Source organism: Roseomonas chloroacetimidivorans, assembly GCF_049629625.1.
In the GTDB taxonomy this organism is placed as follows: Bacteria; Pseudomonadota; Alphaproteobacteria; order Acetobacterales; family Acetobacteraceae; genus Roseomonas; species Roseomonas chloroacetimidivorans.
Map to the genome: position 1 here is coordinate 37,906 of NZ_JBNBZS010000027.1, position 17,187 is coordinate 55,092.

General features: G+C 68.4%; 17 protein-coding genes and 1 pseudogene. 16 read left to right on the top strand and 2 right to left on the bottom strand.

Annotation, left to right across the window (positions count from 1 at the left end; translation table 11 throughout):
- The first annotated feature begins 107 nt into the window (after positions 1-107).
- From ACO1BU_RS19870 to ACO1BU_RS19885, 4 genes and pseudogenes are all read left to right on the top strand, one after another.
- Positions 108-1,103 carry a nitrilase-related carbon-nitrogen hydrolase gene (locus ACO1BU_RS19870; protein ID WP_424137704.1) on the top strand — a complete coding sequence of 332 codons (996 nt, stop codon included), beginning with the start codon at positions 108-110 and terminating at the stop codon, positions 1,101-1,103.
- 68 nt (positions 1,104-1,171) lie between these two features.
- A protein-coding gene (locus tag ACO1BU_RS19875) for an IS630 family transposase (protein ID WP_424137705.1) occupies positions 1,172-2,118 on the top strand; the annotation gives its coding sequence in 2 pieces (ribosomal slippage) (positions 1,172-1,519 and positions 1,522-2,118; 945 coding nt in all).
- An 84-nt stretch (positions 2,119-2,202) separates the two neighbouring features.
- Positions 2,203-3,003, top strand: a pseudogene (locus ACO1BU_RS19880) (IS630 family transposase); the annotation flags it as partial.
- Positions 3,004-3,222: 219 nt separating this feature from the next.
- Entirely contained in the window at positions 3,223-3,999 is a 777-nt protein-coding gene (locus ACO1BU_RS19885) for an ABC transporter substrate-binding protein (protein WP_424137744.1), read from the top strand.
- A 67-nt stretch (positions 4,000-4,066) separates the two neighbouring features.
- Here ACO1BU_RS19885 and ACO1BU_RS19890 read toward each other — a convergent pair whose 3' ends face one another.
- Positions 4,067-4,528 (bottom strand): MerR family transcriptional regulator, encoded by a 462-nt coding sequence (locus ACO1BU_RS19890; protein WP_424137706.1) that lies wholly within the window; start codon positions 4,526-4,528, stop codon positions 4,067-4,069.
- A 96-nt stretch (positions 4,529-4,624) separates the two neighbouring features.
- Between ACO1BU_RS19890 and ACO1BU_RS19895 the strand changes: the two genes are divergently transcribed.
- The 9 genes from ACO1BU_RS19895 to ACO1BU_RS19935 all read left to right on the top strand — a co-directional run bounded on the left by ACO1BU_RS19895 (position 4,625) and on the right by ACO1BU_RS19935 (position 14,137).
- Entirely contained in the window at positions 4,625-4,879 is a 255-nt protein-coding gene (locus tag ACO1BU_RS19895; protein ID WP_424137707.1) for a heavy-metal-associated domain-containing protein, read from the top strand.
- 14 nt (positions 4,880-4,893) lie between these two features.
- Positions 4,894-7,095 carry a heavy metal translocating P-type ATPase gene (locus ACO1BU_RS19900; protein ID WP_424137708.1) on the top strand — a complete coding sequence of 734 codons (2,202 nt, stop codon included), beginning with the start codon at positions 4,894-4,896 and terminating at the stop codon, positions 7,093-7,095.
- Positions 7,088-7,606, top strand: coding sequence for a signal peptidase II (gene lspA, locus ACO1BU_RS19905; protein WP_424137709.1), 519 nt, complete (start codon positions 7,088-7,090; stop codon positions 7,604-7,606). Before ACO1BU_RS19900 ends, lspA begins: the two co-directional genes overlap by 8 nt.
- Before the next feature lie 13 nt (positions 7,607-7,619).
- On the top strand, positions 7,620-8,357 hold the full coding sequence (locus ACO1BU_RS19910) for a cytochrome c biogenesis CcdA family protein (RefSeq protein WP_481133225.1): 738 nt from the start codon (positions 7,620-7,622) through the stop codon (positions 8,355-8,357).
- Between the two features lie 197 nt (positions 8,358-8,554).
- A complete protein-coding gene (locus ACO1BU_RS19915) occupies positions 8,555-9,454 on the top strand; it encodes an MBL fold metallo-hydrolase (RefSeq protein ID WP_424137710.1) in 900 nt (299 codons plus the stop codon).
- A 232-nt stretch (positions 9,455-9,686) separates the two neighbouring features.
- Entirely contained in the window at positions 9,687-10,313 is a 627-nt protein-coding gene (locus ACO1BU_RS19920) for a cation diffusion facilitator family transporter (protein ID WP_424137711.1), read from the top strand.
- Positions 10,314-10,508: 195 nt separating this feature from the next.
- Complete coding sequence (locus tag ACO1BU_RS19925; protein ID WP_481133226.1) at positions 10,509-12,818, top strand: heavy metal translocating P-type ATPase; 2,310 nt, start codon at positions 10,509-10,511, stop codon at positions 12,816-12,818.
- Between the two features lie 219 nt (positions 12,819-13,037).
- Entirely contained in the window at positions 13,038-13,511 is a 474-nt protein-coding gene (locus tag ACO1BU_RS19930; protein ID WP_424137712.1) for a copper chaperone PCu(A)C, read from the top strand.
- 2 nt (positions 13,512-13,513) lie between these two features.
- Positions 13,514-14,137 (top strand): SCO family protein, encoded by a 624-nt coding sequence (locus tag ACO1BU_RS19935; protein WP_424137713.1) that lies wholly within the window; start codon positions 13,514-13,516, stop codon positions 14,135-14,137.
- A 591-nt stretch (positions 14,138-14,728) separates the two neighbouring features.
- On the opposite strand, the gene ACO1BU_RS19940 is transcribed toward ACO1BU_RS19935, so the two are convergent.
- Complete coding sequence (locus ACO1BU_RS19940) at positions 14,729-15,118, bottom strand: MFS transporter (protein WP_424137714.1); 390 nt, start codon at positions 15,116-15,118, stop codon at positions 14,729-14,731.
- Between the two features lie 698 nt (positions 15,119-15,816).
- Between ACO1BU_RS19940 and ACO1BU_RS19945 the strand changes: the two genes are divergently transcribed.
- From ACO1BU_RS19945 to ACO1BU_RS19955, 3 genes are read left to right on the top strand one after another with little or no spacing between them, the layout of a single operon-like run.
- On the top strand, positions 15,817-16,110 hold the full coding sequence (locus tag ACO1BU_RS19945; RefSeq protein ID WP_424137715.1) for a hypothetical protein: 294 nt from the start codon (positions 15,817-15,819) through the stop codon (positions 16,108-16,110).
- A gap of 16 nt (positions 16,111-16,126) precedes the next feature.
- Positions 16,127-16,768 carry a helix-turn-helix transcriptional regulator gene (locus ACO1BU_RS19950; protein ID WP_424137716.1) on the top strand — a complete coding sequence of 214 codons (642 nt, stop codon included), beginning with the start codon at positions 16,127-16,129 and terminating at the stop codon, positions 16,766-16,768.
- Positions 16,768-17,178 (top strand): hypothetical protein, encoded by a 411-nt coding sequence (locus ACO1BU_RS19955; RefSeq protein WP_424137717.1) that lies wholly within the window; start codon positions 16,768-16,770, stop codon positions 17,176-17,178. Before ACO1BU_RS19950 ends, ACO1BU_RS19955 begins: the two co-directional genes overlap by 1 nt.
- The last annotated feature ends 9 nt before the right edge of the window (positions 17,179-17,187 follow it).

Here is a 17,187-nt window from a genome sequence, read left to right on the forward strand (position 1 = left end):
GGCAACGCGACTTGAGCCGGTGGTCAACTCCCTGTGGCGCAGGCAAACTGACGCGAGGCAGCCACAACTCATTGGGTACGCACTCTCCAAGCTACCGGCGTGATGTGATGTTGCCAGCAGCAGATGAGACCAACGTTCGGCGAGGGGCAGTACGGGTCGCCGCTTGCGCCACCCTGTGCAGCCTTGCGGATCCGGCAGAGAACGCTGGCGCCATCCTACGCGTCGCGAGAATCTGCGGTGAGCAGTCGGCGGTGCTGGTTGCCTTTCCCGAACTCGGTCTCACGGGCTACTCGATCGATGACCTCTTCCTCCAAGACGTGGTGTTGGAGGCGGTCGAGAGCGCCATCGGCGGAATCATCGAGGCATCGCGTCAGCTGCAGCCGCTAATCGTTGTCGGAGCGCCGGTCTGGCACATGGGACGGCTCTTCAACACAGCGCTTGTCCTGCATGGCGGAAGGCTGCTCGGGGTGGTACCGAAGGTTCACCTGCCGAACTACCGCGAGTTTTATGAGCGGCGCTACTTCGCCTCCGGCGAAGGCATGGAGGGGTCGACCATCCGGCTCGGAGGGCATGCCGCGCCCTTTGGGCCGGATCTCCTGTTCGTGGCCGAGGATGTGCCTGGGCTCGTGGTCCATGTCGAGATCTGCGAGGACATGTGGATCCCAGTTCAGCCGAGCGCGTTGGCGGCCCTCGCCGGAGCTACCGCCCTGGTGAATCTTTCCGCCAGCAACATCACGGTCGGGAAGGCCGATACCCGACGCCTTCTGTGCCAAGCGCACTCCGCACGATGCCGGGCGGCCTATCTCTACACCGCATCGGGACAGGGCGAGTCCACGACGGATTTAGCCTGGGATGGCCAGACGTCCATCTTCGAGAACGGTACCTTGCTCGCCGAGACGCCGCGTTTCGAGGCAGGAGACCGGGTGGCCGCGGCGGACATCAACCTCGACTTGCTGCTGCAGGAGCGTGAGCGGCAGCACATCTTCGCGCAGAACCGCGAGCGCCACGCCACCGCTATTTCCCGGTTCCGCCGCATCGCGTTTAGCCTCGGCTATCCGCCGCAGGATAGCTCGGCCGAGCTTCGGGAACAGCTCCGCACCTAGAGCACTTCAGTCTTGCACGGACTCGCGGGTTCTGATTCGACGCTGCTGATGGAGCAGCGAGGCTGGTGATGACGGCACCCCTGTCGCAGGACTTGCGCAAGCGGCTGGTCCGGGCTGTTGAGGAGGGCGCCTCGGCGCGGGAGGCGGCAGCCCGGTTCGCGGTCAGCGCCTCGGCGGCGATCAAACTGGTGCGGCGGGTGCGTGAAACCGGCAGTACGGCCCCGGCCAGGATCGGCGGTTACCGCAAACCGCTGCTGGCGGGACAGGAGGACTTCTTGCGAGAGCTGACGGCCAGCCGGAAGGGGATCACCCTGGCCGAGATCCGGGCGGCCCTGATAGAGCGCGGCGTGGCGCCGGTCTCGCTGATGACGATCTGGAGCATGCTGAAGCGGATCGGCCAGTCACACAAAAAAAGCAGCTGAGGGCGGCCGAGCAGGACCGGACCGATGTCGCCGAGCACCGTCGCCACTGGCGGGTCTGGCAGCGCTACATGGACCCCGAGCGCTTCGTCTTTCTGGATGAGACCGGCGCGGCCACGAACATGATCCGCCGCTACGGCTGGGGACCGCGGAGCGAGCGCCTGGTCGACGCCACGCCGCATGGGCACTGGCGCACCACCACCTTCATAGCAGGGCTGCGCAGCACCGGCCTCGTCGCACCGCTCGTGCTCGATGGGCCCATGACCGGTGAGGCCTTCCTCGCCTATGTCGGGCAGTTCCTCGCGCCCGTCCTGGCCAAGGGCGATGTGGTGGTCCTTGATAACCTCCCCGCCCACAAGGTCGCCGGTGTGTGCGAGGCAATCAGGGCCACCGGTGCCAGCCTGCTCTACCTGCCGCCCTACTCACCTGACTTGAACCCCATCGAGCAGGCCTTCGCCAAGCTGAAGGCGCTGCTCCGAAAGGCAGCAGCCCGGTCTCGCGAGGCCCTCTGGACCACCCTCGGGCGCCTGCTCGACACCTTCACCCCAGCCGAGTGCCGCAACTATCTCGCCAACTCAGGCTATGCGTCCGAGTAGCGTGGAAAAGCTCTAGTGGAACACGCCTGACGGAAGAGTCCCGCGCGGGATTCCAGCATCCGCCGTGGCATGCGAGTGTTTGCCATGCGCACAGGGATCATAGTCGAGGTGACCGCGGCCGACCGGGTCCGGCTGCAGGCGATCGTGTCGGATCGCAATAGCCCACAGAAGCACGTCTGGCGGGCCGAGATCTTGCTGCTGACGAGGGACGGTGTCGGCACGACCGAGATCATGCGCCGGACTGGCAAGGCCAAGACCGTCGTATGGCGCTGGCAGGAACGCTTCATGCGGGCGGGGATCGACGGCTTGCTGCGCGACAAGACCCGGCCATCCCGCATCGCGCCACTGCCGACGGACATGGCAGAGCAGGTCGTGACACTGACCCTGGCTGAGCCGCTCGGGGAGACGACGCATTGGACGGCCGACGCCATGGCCAAATCGGTCGGCATCAGCGCCAGTTCGGTTCGGCGCATCTGGCGCTCGCACGGGCTGCAGCCGCATCGCATCCGCCGCTTCAAGCTCTCGAACGACCCACAGTTCGCCGCCAAGCTGCGCGACGTCGTCGGGCTCTATGTCGATCCGCCCGCCCACGCCGTCGTGCTGTCGCTGGACGAGAAAAGCCAGATCCAGGCACTCGACCGCACCCAGCCGGGTTTGCCGCTGAAAAAGGGCCGCTGCGGCACGATAACCCACGACTACATCCGGAACGGCACCACCACGCTGTTTGCCGCCCTGAACGTCCTGAAGGGCACCGTCATCGGACACTGCATGCAGCGCCACAGGCACCAGGAGTTCATCCGCTTCCTCAATGCCATAGAGGCCGAGGTGCCCGCTGGGAAGGTCGTGCACGTCATTCTCGACAACTACGCGGCCCACAAAAGTGCCCCAAGGCAAACCCGACGCCATCATGCACTCGCCCGATCGGAGAAGGGAGACCGCCATGCCCGATGCGAACCCCACGTCGCGGATGTCCACGGGCCAACGGGCCGGCGCTGAAGCGCTGCGGGTCGGCGCAATATTCACGGGCGATGCGACCCACCCCAGCCTTGCCGCACTGCGAGAGAGCCTCGCCGGACTGGCCTCGTTGAGGGCCAGGACTTCCATCTGGAAGCACGCTTCGATGGGGGACAGCTCGATCGGCTCCCCGATCTTGCGGCGGAGCTGGTCGCACTCCGACCCGACGTAATCGCCGCCATAGGCGTCGTGCAGTGTCGGGCCGTCCAGCGTGCGGCGTCCGACATCCCCATCCTGTTTGCGGTCGTCGTTGACCCGGTCGCCGTCGGCTTGGTCTCTGACTTGCAGCGGCCAGGCGGAAACGCTTCGGGCGTGACGGACTTCGACCCGGAACAAGCGAGAGGCCAGATCAGGATCCTCAAGCAAGCACTGCCAGGGTTGCAGCGGCTGGTGATCCTGAGTGATGTGGGTGTGCCCGACGCCCTGCTGAACGCGAACAAGGCGGCGGCTGAGACGGAGGGCCTGCGCCCCCAGCTGCTCCTCCTGCGCGAGGCCGCAGACCTCGACGGCGCCTTCGCGGCCATGCGGCAGCAGCACGCCGATGCGCTGCTGGCCCTGACAGTTCCCTATACCACCCGACACGGCGCGCGGGTCGCCGAGATGGCGGTGGCGGCCCGGCTGCCGACGATGTTCGGCCGGGACGCCGCGAGGTTTGGCCCCCTACTCGCCTACGGCACGGGTCTCGCCGCCGCTACGCGCCGCATGGCGGGCATGGTGGATCGCGTCCTCAAAGGCGAGAGGCCCGGCGACCTACCCGTCGAGCAGGTCGTGGAGCCCGAACTGCTCGTCAATCTCAGGGTGGCGCGGGAGATTGGTGTGACGCTCCCGCAGGAGATCCTCTCGCGCGCCCGGCAGGTCGTCGAGTGATGCCGCTCGGCCACGACGTTGGCTTGCGGCGCATCGTCGCAGGGTCTCTTCCGTTAGGCGTTATCCACTAGAGGGGAGCGGCTCCGTCCCCTTCAGTCTGTCGGGACAGGTTCAGCGTGGATGCGCCGGGAGCAAGAGCATCGATGATGCGGCAGTCCGCCACCCTGCCGTGGCGGCATTGCCCAATGACGGCATCCAGCTGCTGGCGCAGAGCCAGGAGGTCAGCAATCTTCCGATTCACCTCGCCCAGGTGCTCGCGAGCGATGACGTCCACCGCCTCGCAGGAGCGATCGCGATCCTCGGCGAGGTCGAGGAGGGCGCGGATCTGCTCAAGCGAGAAGCCTAGATCGCGGGCACGCCGGATGAAGCTCAGACGACCGAGATGCTCCCCGCCGTAGGTCCGGTAGTTTCCCGAGGTGCGGGCAGGCGCCGGGAGTAGGCCAACCCGCTCATACCAGCGGATCGTCTCCACCTTCGTGCCGGTCGCCGCCGCAAGGGCACCGATGTTCAGGGGTTTTTCCGTGGTCATTACCTTGACCCTGTAGCGACTACAGGGTCCATATAGGGAGCCTTCTGTCTCCACCGCAACCGGCTGGGACCCACCTGACCAGGGAAGGCGAAAACTATGACGAACAGCGGAGCCACAGCGACCGGCACTAAGCCGCGGGTGGACCTGCGCTACCGGGTCGAGAGCATGGACTGCTCCAGCTGCGCCCTGAAGATCGAGGACGCGGTGGAGCAGCTCGGCGGCGCCGAGGACATCCAGGTCAACTACAAAGCGCAGACCCTGGAGTTCCGGCTAGACGAGGCGACCACGCCGCGGTCGGTCGTCGAGGAGAAGATCCGCAAGCTCGGCTACGGCGTCGCGCCCCTGGCGTGACTGGCAAGGACGGGATGAAGGCGATGGCTGATGGTGGAGCGGCTCAACTGACCCCCGGGTCCAGGTCGGCCCTGCGATACCATGTCGAGGGCATGGACTGCCCGTCCTGCGCCTCGAAGATCGAGACGGCCGTCGGCCGCTTCGGCGGGGCCGAGGACATCCGGGTCAACTACCACAGCCAGGTCCTGGCCTTTCGGCTGGACGAGGCGGCCACGCCACGCTCGGCCGTCGAGGAGCAGATCCGCAAGCTCGGCTACAGCGTCGCCCCGGTCGAGGCGCCGCGGGTGGTCGCGGGCGAGCTTGGCGCGGCCGACGACAAATTGGCGCTCGTTCGCCCACGCCAGTCCTGGTGGCAGGGAAAGAAGGCGCGGCTCGCCGCGGCGATCGGCGCCCTTATGGTGGCCGGGTTCGGCGTCTCGCTCGCCGTTTCGGCCCTGGACCACTGGGTTTACCTGCCCGCCGCCTTGCTCGGCCTCGTCTATTTCGGCCGCAAGGCCATCGCCGCGGCGCGCGCTGGCTCGCCCTTCAGCATCGAGATGCTGATGTCGATCGCGACCGTCGGCGCCATCGCCATCGGCGCGACCTCCGAGGCGGCCGTGGTGGTGTTCCTCTTCACCGTCGGCGAGTTGCTCGAGAACGTCGCGGCCGGGCGCGCCCGCGCGGGCATCGAGGCCCTCGGCGCGCTGGTGCCGAGAACCGCTCTGTTGGTCGAGGACGGCACCGCACGAGAGGTGCCCGCGGCCAGCCTCAAGGTTGGCGACCTCGTCCTGGTCCGCCCGGGCGACCGCGTCTCGGCCGACGGCGAGGTGGCCGAGGGCGAATCTGAGGTGGACGAGAGCCCGGTGACCGGCGAGTCCGTCCCCGTCCCCAAGGCCGAGGGCGCCCCTGTCTTCGCGGGCAGCATCAACGCCTCCGGCGCGCTGCAGGTCCGCGTGACCCGGCCCGCCTCGGACAACACCATCGCCCGCATCATCCGCCTGGTGGAGGAGGCGCAGGACGCCAAGGCGCCGACCGCCCGCTTCATCGAGCGGTTCTCGGCCATCTACACGCCGATCGCGGTCGCCGTGGCGGCCCTGGTCGCCGTCGCGCCGCCGCTTATTGTCGGTGCGGACTGGGACACCTGGATCTACCGCGGCCTGGCGCTGCTGCTGGTCGCCTGCCCCTGCGCCCTCGTCCTCTCGACGCCTGCGGCCATCGCCTCCGGCCTCGCCGTCGGCACCCGGCGGGGCCTGCTGGTGAAGGGGGGCGGCGCCCTGGAGACTATCGGCCGGATCCGCACCGTCGCCTTCGACAAGACCGGCACTCTGACCGAAGGGCGCCCGCGCGTGACCGACCTCCTCGCCCTTTCTGGCTCGGAGCGGACCATGCTCGGCCTCGCCGCCGCCGTGGAGAATGGCTCCAGCCATCCCCTTGGCCGCGCCATCCTGGAGCGGGCGGAGGCAGACGGTATCCCGCTGCGCCCGGCCAAGGATTCGCGGGCCATCCCGGGCAAGGCCGTCGAGGCGGTCGTGACCGGCAAGCGCGTGGCCGTCGGCTCGCCCTCCCACGCCGCCGGGCAGGCGCCACTCCCGGCCGATGCGGCGCGGGCGGTCGCCGAGTGGGAGAATCAAGGAAAAACCGTGGTCGTCGTCTCCGTGGACGGCGCCCACACCGGCCTGATCGCGGTGCGTGACCAGCCGCGGGCTGACGCGGTCGCAGGTATCCGGGCACTGGACGCCCTCGGCATCGAGTCCGTCATGCTGACCGGCGACAACATTTGCACGGGGCAGGCCATCGCCGGAGCGCTCGGCCTCAAGGTGCAGGCAGGGCTGCTGCCGGAGGATAAGCTGCGGGAGATCGGCGCCCTCAAGGAAAAGGCGCCCGTGGCCATGGTCGGCGACGGCATCAACGACGCGCCCGCGCTTGCGGCCGCCTCGGTCGGCATCGCCATGGGCGGCGGGACCGACGTGGCCCTGGAGACCGCCGACGCGGCGCTGCTGAACAGCCGCGTCGTGGACGTGGCCGCCCTGGTCGGGCTGTCGCGCGCGACGCTCTCCAACATCCACCAGAACGTGGCCATCGCCCTCGGCCTCAAGGCGGTCTTCCTGGTAACGACGGTGGTCGGCATCACCGGCCTCTGGCCCGCCGTGCTGGCCGACACCGGCGCCACGGTGCTGGTGACCCTCAACGCCCTGCGCCTGCTCGGGTACCGCTTCAAGGGTGTGGTCCGTGGCTGAGGGCCTGCCCAGGGCGCGCCTCGCCTGGACCTGGGGCGCGGCGACGGCCGCGCTGGCCTTCGCGCTGGACCAGGCGACGAAGTGGTGGGTGCTGACCCATCTCATGGATCCGCCCCGCGTCATCCCCGTCACCCCGTTCTTCAACCTGGTGCTGGGATGGAACCGGGGCGTCAGCTTCGGCCTGCTGTCGGCGGACCACCCCGCGACGCCCTGGCTCCTGTCCTGCCTCGCGCTCGCCGTCATCGCGGGCCTCGTCATCTGGACGACGCGCGACCGACGCCCCGGGATGGCGGCCTCGGTCGGCCTCATCGCGGGAGGCGCCCTGGGCAACGTCGTCGACCGGCTGCGGCACGGCGCCGTGACGGACTTCCTGGACTTCCACGTGGCTGGCTACCACTGGCCCGCCTTCAACCTCGCCGACACCGCGATCTTCGTCGGCGTCGCGTTCCTGCTCCTCGTCGGCGGGCGGAGCGAACCGACGGGCGCGCCGATCTCCGCGGCGCGACCCTGAGGGCGGGACCACCGTGAACCCGCTCCTCCAGATGTCCGGCCTCCTGACCGCCTTCCTGGCGGGGATGGTCTCGTTCCTCTCGCCCTGTGTGCTGCCGCTGGTGCCCGGCTACGTCTCCTATGTCGCCGGTCGCTCGGTCGCCGCCGAGCGCGCGACACCTGGTCGCCTCGCCACGGTCGGCCTCGGCCTTTGCTTCGTCCTGGGCTTCGCGACTGTCTTCGTGGCAATGGGCGCGGGCGCCTCGGCGCTCAGTCAGGCCCTGCTGCGCTACCGCTACGAGGCCGGGATCGTGGGCGGGATGGTGGTCATCCTGTTCGGCCTGATGACCGCGGGCGTCCTGCGGCTGATGCCGCTGCAGCGCGACCTCCGCTTCATGCCGACGCTCAGCGGCGGCACGCCGCTCTCCGCCTACGTGCTCGGGCTGGCCTTCGCCTTCGGCTGGACGCCCTGCATTGGGCCGGTTCTCGGCACTATCCTGGCGCTGACTGCCACCAGCGAGATCAGCCACCTCGGAATTGTGCTCCTGGCCGCCTACGCGGCCGGGCTGGGCGTGCCCTTTCTGCTGGTGGCCGCCTTCGCCGACGCCTTCCTGCGCGGCCCGTTCCGAAGCCTGCGGCTCCTCGGCCGCGTTCTTCAGATCGTGGCGGGCGGCGTCATGGTGGCGATGGGGGTGGCGATGATTACCGGCCACCTGACCGACTTCGCCATCCTGATGCTCCAACTCTTCCCCTGGCTCGGGAGCATCGGATGAGCGGCGCAGTGGTTTTCTAAGAAGCGCGCCTAATGCGCTGTCAGACACACCGCGAAGGATGCCACTCCGCCTGGCTGGGTTCAGCGCTTGTCGGCCCTCGTCGGGGGCGCCATTGGCCGAAAGACATCGTGCTCGGTGTCCCAAGGTTGGCCGCACTCGCGGCTTCGGCGACAGCGCGCAAGAACAGGGAGAACAGAATGCCGTCTCAGGCGATCGTACAGGGCTTTTACGACGATCAGACCGGAAGCGTCTCCTACGTCGTGGCGGATCCGCAAACAAGGAAATGCGCGGTTATTGACCCCTTGTTGGGCTTCGACCGCAATTCATGCAGCCTTGCGACCCAGCCAGCCGACGAGATTGCCAACCATATCCGGGAGCGCGGACTGATCCCGGAATGGGTGCTCGACACTCACCCACATGCTGACCACCTTTCTGCCGTTGCCTACCTGGGCGAGCGCCTTGGCGTTCCAACAGCTATTGGCGAACAGACCCTCGCAGTTCAGGCGATCTGGTCGGACATCTATAACATCCCCGATCTCCAAGCTCGTGGCCGCGACTGTTGGGACCACATGTTTGCAGATGGTCACCGCTTCAATCTTGGCGCCTTGGAAGTGAGGGTGATTTTCTCCCCAGGCCACACCGCGGCGTCGGTCACCTACGTCGTTGGCGACGCCGCGTTCGTGCATGACACCCTCTTCATGCCGGATGCGGGCACGGCACGAGCCGACTTCCCCGGCGGTGACGCGCGGGCCTTGTACCGCAGCATCCAGAGCATCCTCGCATTGCCACCGACGACACGCCTCTTCACCGGCCACGATTACCGTCCGGGCGGGCGCGAACCGCGTTGGCAGTCCACCGTAGTGGAGCAGCGGGCAACCAACATTCACCTAAGGGACAGCGGTGGAGAGGACGGGTTCGTTCGGCTGCGGGAGGAGCGCGATCGAACGCTTCCTCTGCCAGCGATGATGCTCTTCGCATTGCAAGTGAACCTCCGCGGCGGACGTCTGCCGAAGCCCGAAGCGAATGGCACCTCATACCTGAAGCTGCCGATTGACCGCTTCCGGACGAGCGCTGCCAGAACGACGGACGCAGAATGACCGGGTGGTTTTGGACGGCAACTCGGAAGCGGCCAGCGGTCCCGGCATTGAGCTCACGGTCATCTTGGGCCGCGAATCTGGGTGGCGGTGCTGAGGTCCTTCCAATGTACGGAAGGCGCCCGCCACCTCGTAGCAAGCGACATCTTGATGGCCATGGGCGCCGCGAAGGTCCGCTATTTCAGATCCGGCACCCTTCGAACGGATCGGTACGTTCTTGGCTCGGGAGCACCGGATGAGCGACGACGATGACGACCTGCCCAAGGACCTCGCCCATATCACGCCCGCCTACCGCCGGGCGCTCTGGATCGTGGTCGGCCTCAACGTCGGCTACGGCCTGGTGGAGATGGTCGGCGGCTTCATCTCCGGCAGCCAGGCGCTCAAGGCGGACGCCCTCGACTTCCTCGGCGATGGCCTGATCAGCTTCCTCGGCCTGCTGGCCATCGGCTGGAGCCTCGCCTGGCGCGCCCGCTCCGCCCTCATCCAGGGCCTCTTCCTCGCCGTGCTCGGCGTGGGCGTGCTCGCCACCACCGGCTACCGGGTGCTGGTGCTGAACCAGCCCGAGGCCGAGCTGATGGGCCTCTTTGGTGCTATTGCGCTGGTGGTCAACGTGGCCGCCGCGGCGGTGCTCATCCCGCACCGGGAGGGCGACGCCAACGTCAGGGCCGTCTGGCTGTTCAGCCGCAACGACGCCATCGGCAACCTGGCCGTGGTGGTCGCGGCGGGCCTCGTCTGGTGGACCGGCACGGCCTGGCCGGACCTCGCCGTGGCATTCGTCATCGCCGGGCTGTTCCTGCAGTCGGCGTGGTCAATCATCCGCGATGCCCAGGGTGACCTACGCGAAACCAGCCCACCCCGCTGAATGCAAATCTTGTACGCCCAAGCCCAGTCCTATGGTTCCCACTCAGCGTCTTGGGATGAAACTTCGGTCCCGGATTGGACCTCATCTTCGGCCGCAGGCCGTACGAAGCTGGAATTCACATTTTCCCCCTTGTCCCCCTTGAACCTCTAGTGGCTGGAGGTTGCATCTAAGGGGCGTCATGCAGGAGTTCCCTCGATGGACGGGACGAAGAAGGTTAGCGGGAATCGGCAGCCGGTGTCCTGGCGGGTCGAGGGCATGGACTGCGCGTCTTGCGTTGCGAAGGTGGAAGGTGCCCTGAAGCGCCTGCCCGGCGTATCGGACATCGCGGTGAACCTGATGGCGGAGCGGCTGACGCTCCGTCTTGCCCCTGGGCAGACGGCCGCTGCGGACGTCGAGCGCTCCCTCTCCGCCCTTGGATACGTGGCCCAGCCCCTTCCTGCGACCGACGCGTCAGCCCGAGCCGCCTCCGCGCGGCCTGCACACGACGACGCGGACCATGACCACAGCGGGCATGACCATGGTGGCCAGGAACATGCCGGGCACGACCACGGTGGGCACGCCGCTTCAGATCATGGCCACGGCGGTGCCTTCGGCCATTCTCACGCCGACCACGAGGATCCGGCAGACGCGACGAAGCCCTGGTACGCTACCGGTAAGGCGCGCCTCGTCTGGCTGCTCGGCGGGCTCGTTCTAGGGGCCTACGCCCTGTCTCTGGTCCTGCCGGATCGGCTGACCTATCCGCTGTTCCTGGCCGCGACCGCTGTCGCGCTGGTGCCATTCGGTCGGCGCGCCTTCGCTCTCGCGATGGCGGGCAGCCCCTTCTCGATCGAAACCTTGATGGTCACTGCCGCCGTGGGAGCCGCCATCATCGGTGCCGCCGAGGAGGCGGCGGTGGTCGTCCTGCTCTTCGCCATCGGCGAGCTGCTGGAGAACGTCGCGGCTGGGCGAGCCCGGGCGGGCATCCGCGCCCTGGCCACCCTCATGCCCCGGACGGCGCTGCGGCTGCGCGCGGACAGCACGACCGAGGAGATCCCGTCCGACCGGCTGGCGGTGGGCGACCTCGTCCTCGTCCGGCCGGGCGACCGGGTGCCCTGCGACGGCACCATCGAGGAGGGCCAGTCAGCCCTGGACGAGAGCCCGGTCACCGGCGAGAGCGTACCGGTTTCGCGCGGCCCGGGGGAAGCCGTCGTCGCGGGGTCCATCAACGCCGACGGCGCGCTGCGGGTGCGCGTCACCCGCGCCGCCTCGGACAACACCATCGCGCGCATCATCCGCATGGTGGAGGAGGCGACCGCCTCCCGCGCGCCGACCCAGCGCTTCATCGAGCGCTTCTCGAACTACTGGACGCCCGGCGCGATGGTCGTCTCGCTGGTGGTCATCCTGGTTCCGCCCTTTCTGCTGGGTTGGGACTGGTGGACGAGCGTCTACCGCGGCCTGGCCGTGCTGCTCATCGCCTGTCCCTGCGCCCTGGTGATCTCTGTCCCCGCCGCGATGGCCTCCGGCCTGTCATCAGGTGCGCGGCGGGGGCTTCTCATCAAGGGCGGCGCTGCCCTGGAGGAGATCGGGGCGGCCCGCACGGTGGCCTTCGACAAGACCGGGACACTGACAGAGGGCCATCCGCGGGTGACGGACGCGCTGCCCGCGCCCGGCATGTCAGAGAGCGATCTTCTCTCCTTGGCGGCTGGTGTGGAGCAGGGCTCGTCCCACCCGCTGGCAAAGGCCGTCATGGCTGAAGCGGAAACCCGCGGCATCCCCACGCCCGCGGCCTCCGAGCAGGGCGCCGTTCCCGGCCGGGCGGTCACGGCACTGATCGGGGGGCGCCGGGTCAGCGTCGGCAGCCCGCGCCACGCCGCAGAGTCTGGAGTTGATCTCGGCCCGCTCGCCCAAGCTGTGTCGCGACTGGAGACCGAGGGCAAGACGGCGGTGGCGGTGCTGGCGGACGGCGCTCTCGCGGGTATCCTCGCGTTGCGGGACGAGCCGCGCGGCGACGCCGCCTCCGGGGTCGCCGCCCTGTCCACCCTGGGCATCCGGTCCGTCATGCTGACTGGAGACAACGCCCGCACCGGTGCCGCGATCGCTAAGGGCCTCGGCCTTGATGTGAAGGCCGAGCTGCTGCCGGACGACAAGCTGCGGGAGATCGCGGCGCTCCGCTCTGCGGGACCGGTGGTTATGGTGGGAGACGGCATCAACGACGCCCCCGCGCTCGCAGCTGCCTCGGTGGGCGTCGCCATGGGCGGCGGCACCGACATCGCGTTGGAGACGGCGGACGCGGCGGTGCTGAAGGACCGGGTGACCGGGGTCGCCGAGTTGGTCGGCCTCTCGCGCGCCACGATGGCCAACGTGAAGTCCAACGTGGCGATTGCGGTCGGCTTGAAGGCAGTTTTCCTTGTGACCACGCTGGTGGGCATAACCGGCCTCTGGCCAGCCATCCTGGCGGACACCGGCGCCACTGTGCTCGTAACCTTAAACGCGCTGCGTCTCCTCGGCTGGAAGCCCGCCGCGTGAGCGGGCCCGCCGGTTCATGGCGACGCTCTGCGCTCTAGGCGACGGCTAGCACTGCCCGGCCACCGGCGTGGCAGGCACCGCCAGTGTCTGCCATGTCGGCATCGTGCCGCTTCCACCGGCAAGGGGACACGTCGTCCAAGGAATACTCAGGGGCACCCCTACCAGAACGCGGAATTCTCGAGCGCCTCTGTCGGACCCGAATAGATCGGACCATCATCCATGAGACGGCAATTCCTTCCGGCGGCCCTGCTGGCAACCGTCCTCCCGTTGCCCGGGTCCGCCCATGACTACCGGTCTGGTGATATCGTGATCAACCATCCCTTCACGCGCGCTGTCCGCTCCGGTGCGCCCACCGCTGCGGCCTATATGACTCTACGCAACACGGGTGCCGCCGCCGAGCGATTGGTCTCGGCTCACTCGCCGCTGGCAAGGGCCGTGGAGTTCCACCAGACGAGCACGCAGGGCGGGGTGTCGCGGATGCGGCCGCTCGAAGGTGGGCTCGTCCTCGCTCCGGGCGACATCGTGCGCCTGGAGCCCGGCGGCATCCACGCAATGTTGGTTGGCCCAAGCGAAGTGTTCAGTCGGGGTGGGACGGTGCCCATGACACTGCGGTTCGAGCGGGCGGGCGAAGTGACGGTGGAATTGGCTGTCGAGGCGCCCGGCGCCCGAGCCACTTCTCATGAGGGGCATTGAGCATGCTGCGCTGGGTGCGTCGCATCACGTGGTGCGCTGTTGCGATCCTCGGATTTCTCGTTCTCGCAACCAGCGGCGGATGGCTTGTCACTGATGGCCCGCTCAGCCGGAGGCAGGCATCCTCGGGACAGACCGCTGTGGCGATCGGCGGGCCGTTTTCCTTGACCGACCACCGGGGACGGGCCGTTACGGAGCGTGACTTTGCTGGCAAGCCGTCCGCCGTGTTCTTTGGTTTCACCTTCTGCCCGGACGTCTGCCCCACCACGCTGGCGAACATGACAGCCCAGATGGACGCCCTGGGGCCGGACGCGGACCGCATCAACTGGTTGCTCATCAGCGTGGACCACGAGCGGGACACGCCCCAGGTGCTGGCCCAGTACCTCGAGCCGTTCGACAGCCGCATCGTCGGGCTCACAGGCACCGAGCAGCAGGTCGAAGGCGCCGCCCGCTCCTTCCAGGTGCAGTACCGCCGCGTTCCGCTCGAGGGCGGAGGGTACACGATGGACCACAGCGCGAGCGTGTTCCTTTTGGACGCGGCAGGGCGCTTCGCTGGGACCCTGGATTACGAGGAGAGCCAAGCCGTGGCAACGGAGAAGCTGCGCCTGCTGGTCGCCCGGGCACCCTGACCCTCTCTCTGCTCAGGCGTGAATGGCGGCCCGCCTTCAACGCCGCGGCGGGACGCCTCTCCCAGGGCAATCGCCAACAGGGGTGCTCTTGGAAGCCTATCCGCGGGCCAGAGCACCTCTCATGCACGGCCTCCCAGCCATTATCGGCGAACTCGTATCGTTCCGAGCTCGATTTGTAGTGAAGTTCCGCGCGATTCGTAGTGATAATGCCCCGTAACGCCTTGTAACTGAATGCCGATTTTGCCCCGAATCAAGAAAGGAATAGGGCCCCTGTTCGGGGCGAGCCGCCGGAGGCCGGATTACCCGGCACCCACCAGAGTCCGCCACCGGAGCGAGGGCCCTGCCCCCTTGAAGGGCAAGTGTCCGTGCGAGAGGCCGCATCGCGATGGAAGGTGATACTGCGTGACGGTGCGCGCGGTTTGTAGTGGAAGTAGCACCTAGCCGCGGCTCCGGGGAGCCATCACGGGGCGCTCGGTCGACGGCGCTGCCGAGACCCATCTCCCAGGCGTCCCATGCCTCCTGCGGCGGCGCAGGCTGGACCTGCAGCAGAGGACGGTCGGCCTCACTCAACTGCCACCCTGCCACGGCATGTCAACCAGCCCCCATGCCGAACCCGATGACCGCCCAGGCGGCTACGAAGAGCGGCAGGCTGGGCGCGAGGGCGAGGCCGAGCAGGCCGACGGCGAGCAGCGCGGCGCTCGTGGCCAGCACCGGACGGCCGCCGTGCCGCTCGACGAGGTGGCCGACCCGCGGCGAGACGAGGCCGGACACCAGCAGGCCGATGGACAGCGCGCCGACGACCCAGCCAAGCGGCCAGCCGGTGTCGGCTGCGATCGGCCCGGCGAGGACGGCTGGCAGGTAGTAGCTGCTTCCCCAGGCGAGGATCTGCGCCGCGCCGATCGCCGACACGACGACCAGCCTCGGGCGGCTGGCGGCCGGGTTCGCCGGGGACACGCCCCCGGCCGCGGCGTCCTGGCTCATTTGGCCGGTTCGACCTGGCGGGCAACATTCCGAGCGTTCCCGCCGCAGCAGGGCGCCTCGTCCGCCTGGACGAGTTCAACGACAGCATCCTGGCCAAGCTCAGGAACAGGGTGCTGGGGGCGCACGGGAAGGCCGCCTCGGACCACGGCAAGGCATACAGGTCGATCAGGACGGCGCGTGTCACCGCGGCCCCGAGTTGGGGCGCGCGAGGCCAAGGCGGTCCTCTTCCACTTCGTTCTCGAACCCGAGGCAAGGCGGGAGGCGACGAGGGAGCAGATCGCCAAGACGCTCGACGACCACCTCGGCAAGCTGGTCTGGCCAAAGGGCTTCGTCGCCGCCCAGCCGCTGTGTCACCTCGTGACCGACGAGGAGATGCTCGTCGCGGAATGGCTGGCCAGCCCATCGACTGGGACTTCATCCCCTTCGCGGGGCGGACGGCGGCCTAGCGCCGGGGCTCCGCCGCCGCGCCTGCCGGGCGGCCGGTCCCCGGCAGGGCGCCATGAGACGGCGGGCGGGCCTCGCGGCGCCCGTGCGAGGTTGACCGCCGTAGGTGGGGCGGGTGACCTCTCTCCGGGAGCGCGCCGGATTCGCCCGCCTCCCGCGCAAGTGAGCTTGCCCGATACAACGAATTCATTATATAGGGGATGGGTGTGTCGCTACCTCCGCCGAGGTTCGTCAGGGATCAGGGAGTCGACGCCGTGGCTGAGTTCCGGGCCTTCCTCGACGTGGGCCAGGACGACGCCGCTCACGCCCTGGCGGAGTTGGCAGAGCTGCAGCTCTACGGCGCCCCTGGTTCGATCCCGGCCTCGGACAAGGCGGCCACCTCGGCGCGGGACCTGTACTGCAAGCGGGCCGCAGGGTGGGCCGTGTTCTACACCGCTGCCTCACCGGGCGGAGCGTTCAGGGTCACGGTCCTGCACGTGGCGGCCGAGGCGCCCGGGACGTTCCAGCAACTCGAGGCCGAGGCCGATCGGCGGTTGAGGATGATCTGATCAGGAGGAGGCTACCATGGACAAATCGAACAACCGTCTGCGGACCGTCCAGCCAGACCTGACGGAGCTCCTCCCCACACCCGGTGCCCGGGCGGCCTACGAGGAGGCAGCCGCCGCACTTGAAGCTGGGCGCTTGGTTCGTGAACTCCGCCAAGCGGCGGGCTTGACACAGGTCCAGCTGGCGGACCGTCTCAACGTTTCACAAGCCAGGGTCAGCGCGATCGAGAAAGGCGAGGGCCGGGACGGTCCGAGCTACGGCTTGCTGAAGCGCATCGCGGCGGCCTGCGGCGTGGATTGGCCCGCCTTTCCCGGCGCCGCGGCGGACGAGGTCATCGTCCGGGATCCCGAGGGCGGACGCCCGGAGATGGACGAGCGGCCCGTGATGCGCTCGGGCGGGAATGTCCGTTACGCGAGGCTGGTGAAGGGCGCGGGAGGCGTGAACACAGGCAAGGTCCTCGATTTGGCTGGCCGGACGGTCGGGGATATCCTCGAGGTGAGGGTCGCCTCCAGAGGCCAGCACGACATCGCTGCGCTCCGGTTCGACCCCAGGCGGGAGGCTTTCGTCGCCGTCCAAGCAAAAGGCCATGCTGGAGGGCGCAGGGAGAACCTTGGAGCGGCAGCGTCGGCGAAGCCGCATGGGCACGCGGTCGAAGGCTGATGGAAGTCTTCGGTCTCGGCCCGGGTGCCCAGATCATCATCCTCCAGGCGCTTGCGACCTACTCCGCGTTAGGATCCGCCTACCTGTTGCTGCGCCCGGTGCTCCGCGGCCACCTCGTTCAATCCCACCGGGACGTGCTGGCGAGCCTCGCAGCCCCCGACGCGGACACCCGCGAGCTCCTGGCCAAAGCTGGCGACGTCCTGGCCAAAAAGGCGCAGCTGGATCAGCCGAAGGCGCGGCGGGAGAACCGATGGGGCCACGCGCTCCTCATCCTGTCCGTGCTTCTCTTCTCGGCTGCACTGGCCCTGCAGATCAGCACCGACGCGGCCTTCCGTCGTAGCGCCGCGGACACGTCCACGCAGACTCCGTCGGCAACTTCGGCGCCCGAACCCCCGAAACCGGGAGGCTGAAGAACCGTC

Bases quoted from the DNA above. Each gene is read 5' to 3' on its own strand.
- ACO1BU_RS19895 (WP_424137707.1), top strand. From the start codon at position 4,625: ATGACGAACAGCGGAGCCACAGCGACCGGCACTAAGCCGCGGGTGGAC.
- ACO1BU_RS19900 (WP_424137708.1), top strand. From the start codon at position 4,894: ATGAAGGCGATGGCTGATGGTGGAGCGGCTCAACTGACCCCCGGGTCC.
- ACO1BU_RS19915 (WP_424137710.1), top strand. From the start codon at position 8,555: ATGCCGTCTCAGGCGATCGTACAGGGCTTTTACGACGATCAGACCGGA.
- ACO1BU_RS19890 (WP_424137706.1), bottom strand. From the start codon at position 4,528: ATGACCACGGAAAAACCCCTGAACATCGGTGCCCTTGCGGCGGCGACC.
- ACO1BU_RS19930 (WP_424137712.1), top strand. From the start codon at position 13,038: ATGAGACGGCAATTCCTTCCGGCGGCCCTGCTGGCAACCGTCCTCCCG.
- ACO1BU_RS19925 (WP_481133226.1), top strand. From the start codon at position 10,509: ATGGACGGGACGAAGAAGGTTAGCGGGAATCGGCAGCCGGTGTCCTGG.
- ACO1BU_RS19870 (WP_424137704.1), top strand. From the start codon at position 108: ATGTTGCCAGCAGCAGATGAGACCAACGTTCGGCGAGGGGCAGTACGG.
- ACO1BU_RS19955 (WP_424137717.1), top strand. From the start codon at position 16,768: ATGGAAGTCTTCGGTCTCGGCCCGGGTGCCCAGATCATCATCCTCCAG.
- ACO1BU_RS19940 (WP_424137714.1), bottom strand. From the start codon at position 15,118: ATGAGCCAGGACGCCGCGGCCGGGGGCGTGTCCCCGGCGAACCCGGCC.
- ACO1BU_RS19950 (WP_424137716.1), top strand. From the start codon at position 16,127: ATGGACAAATCGAACAACCGTCTGCGGACCGTCCAGCCAGACCTGACG.
- ACO1BU_RS19935 (WP_424137713.1), top strand. From the start codon at position 13,514: ATGCTGCGCTGGGTGCGTCGCATCACGTGGTGCGCTGTTGCGATCCTC.
- ACO1BU_RS19920 (WP_424137711.1), top strand. From the start codon at position 9,687: ATGAGCGACGACGATGACGACCTGCCCAAGGACCTCGCCCATATCACG.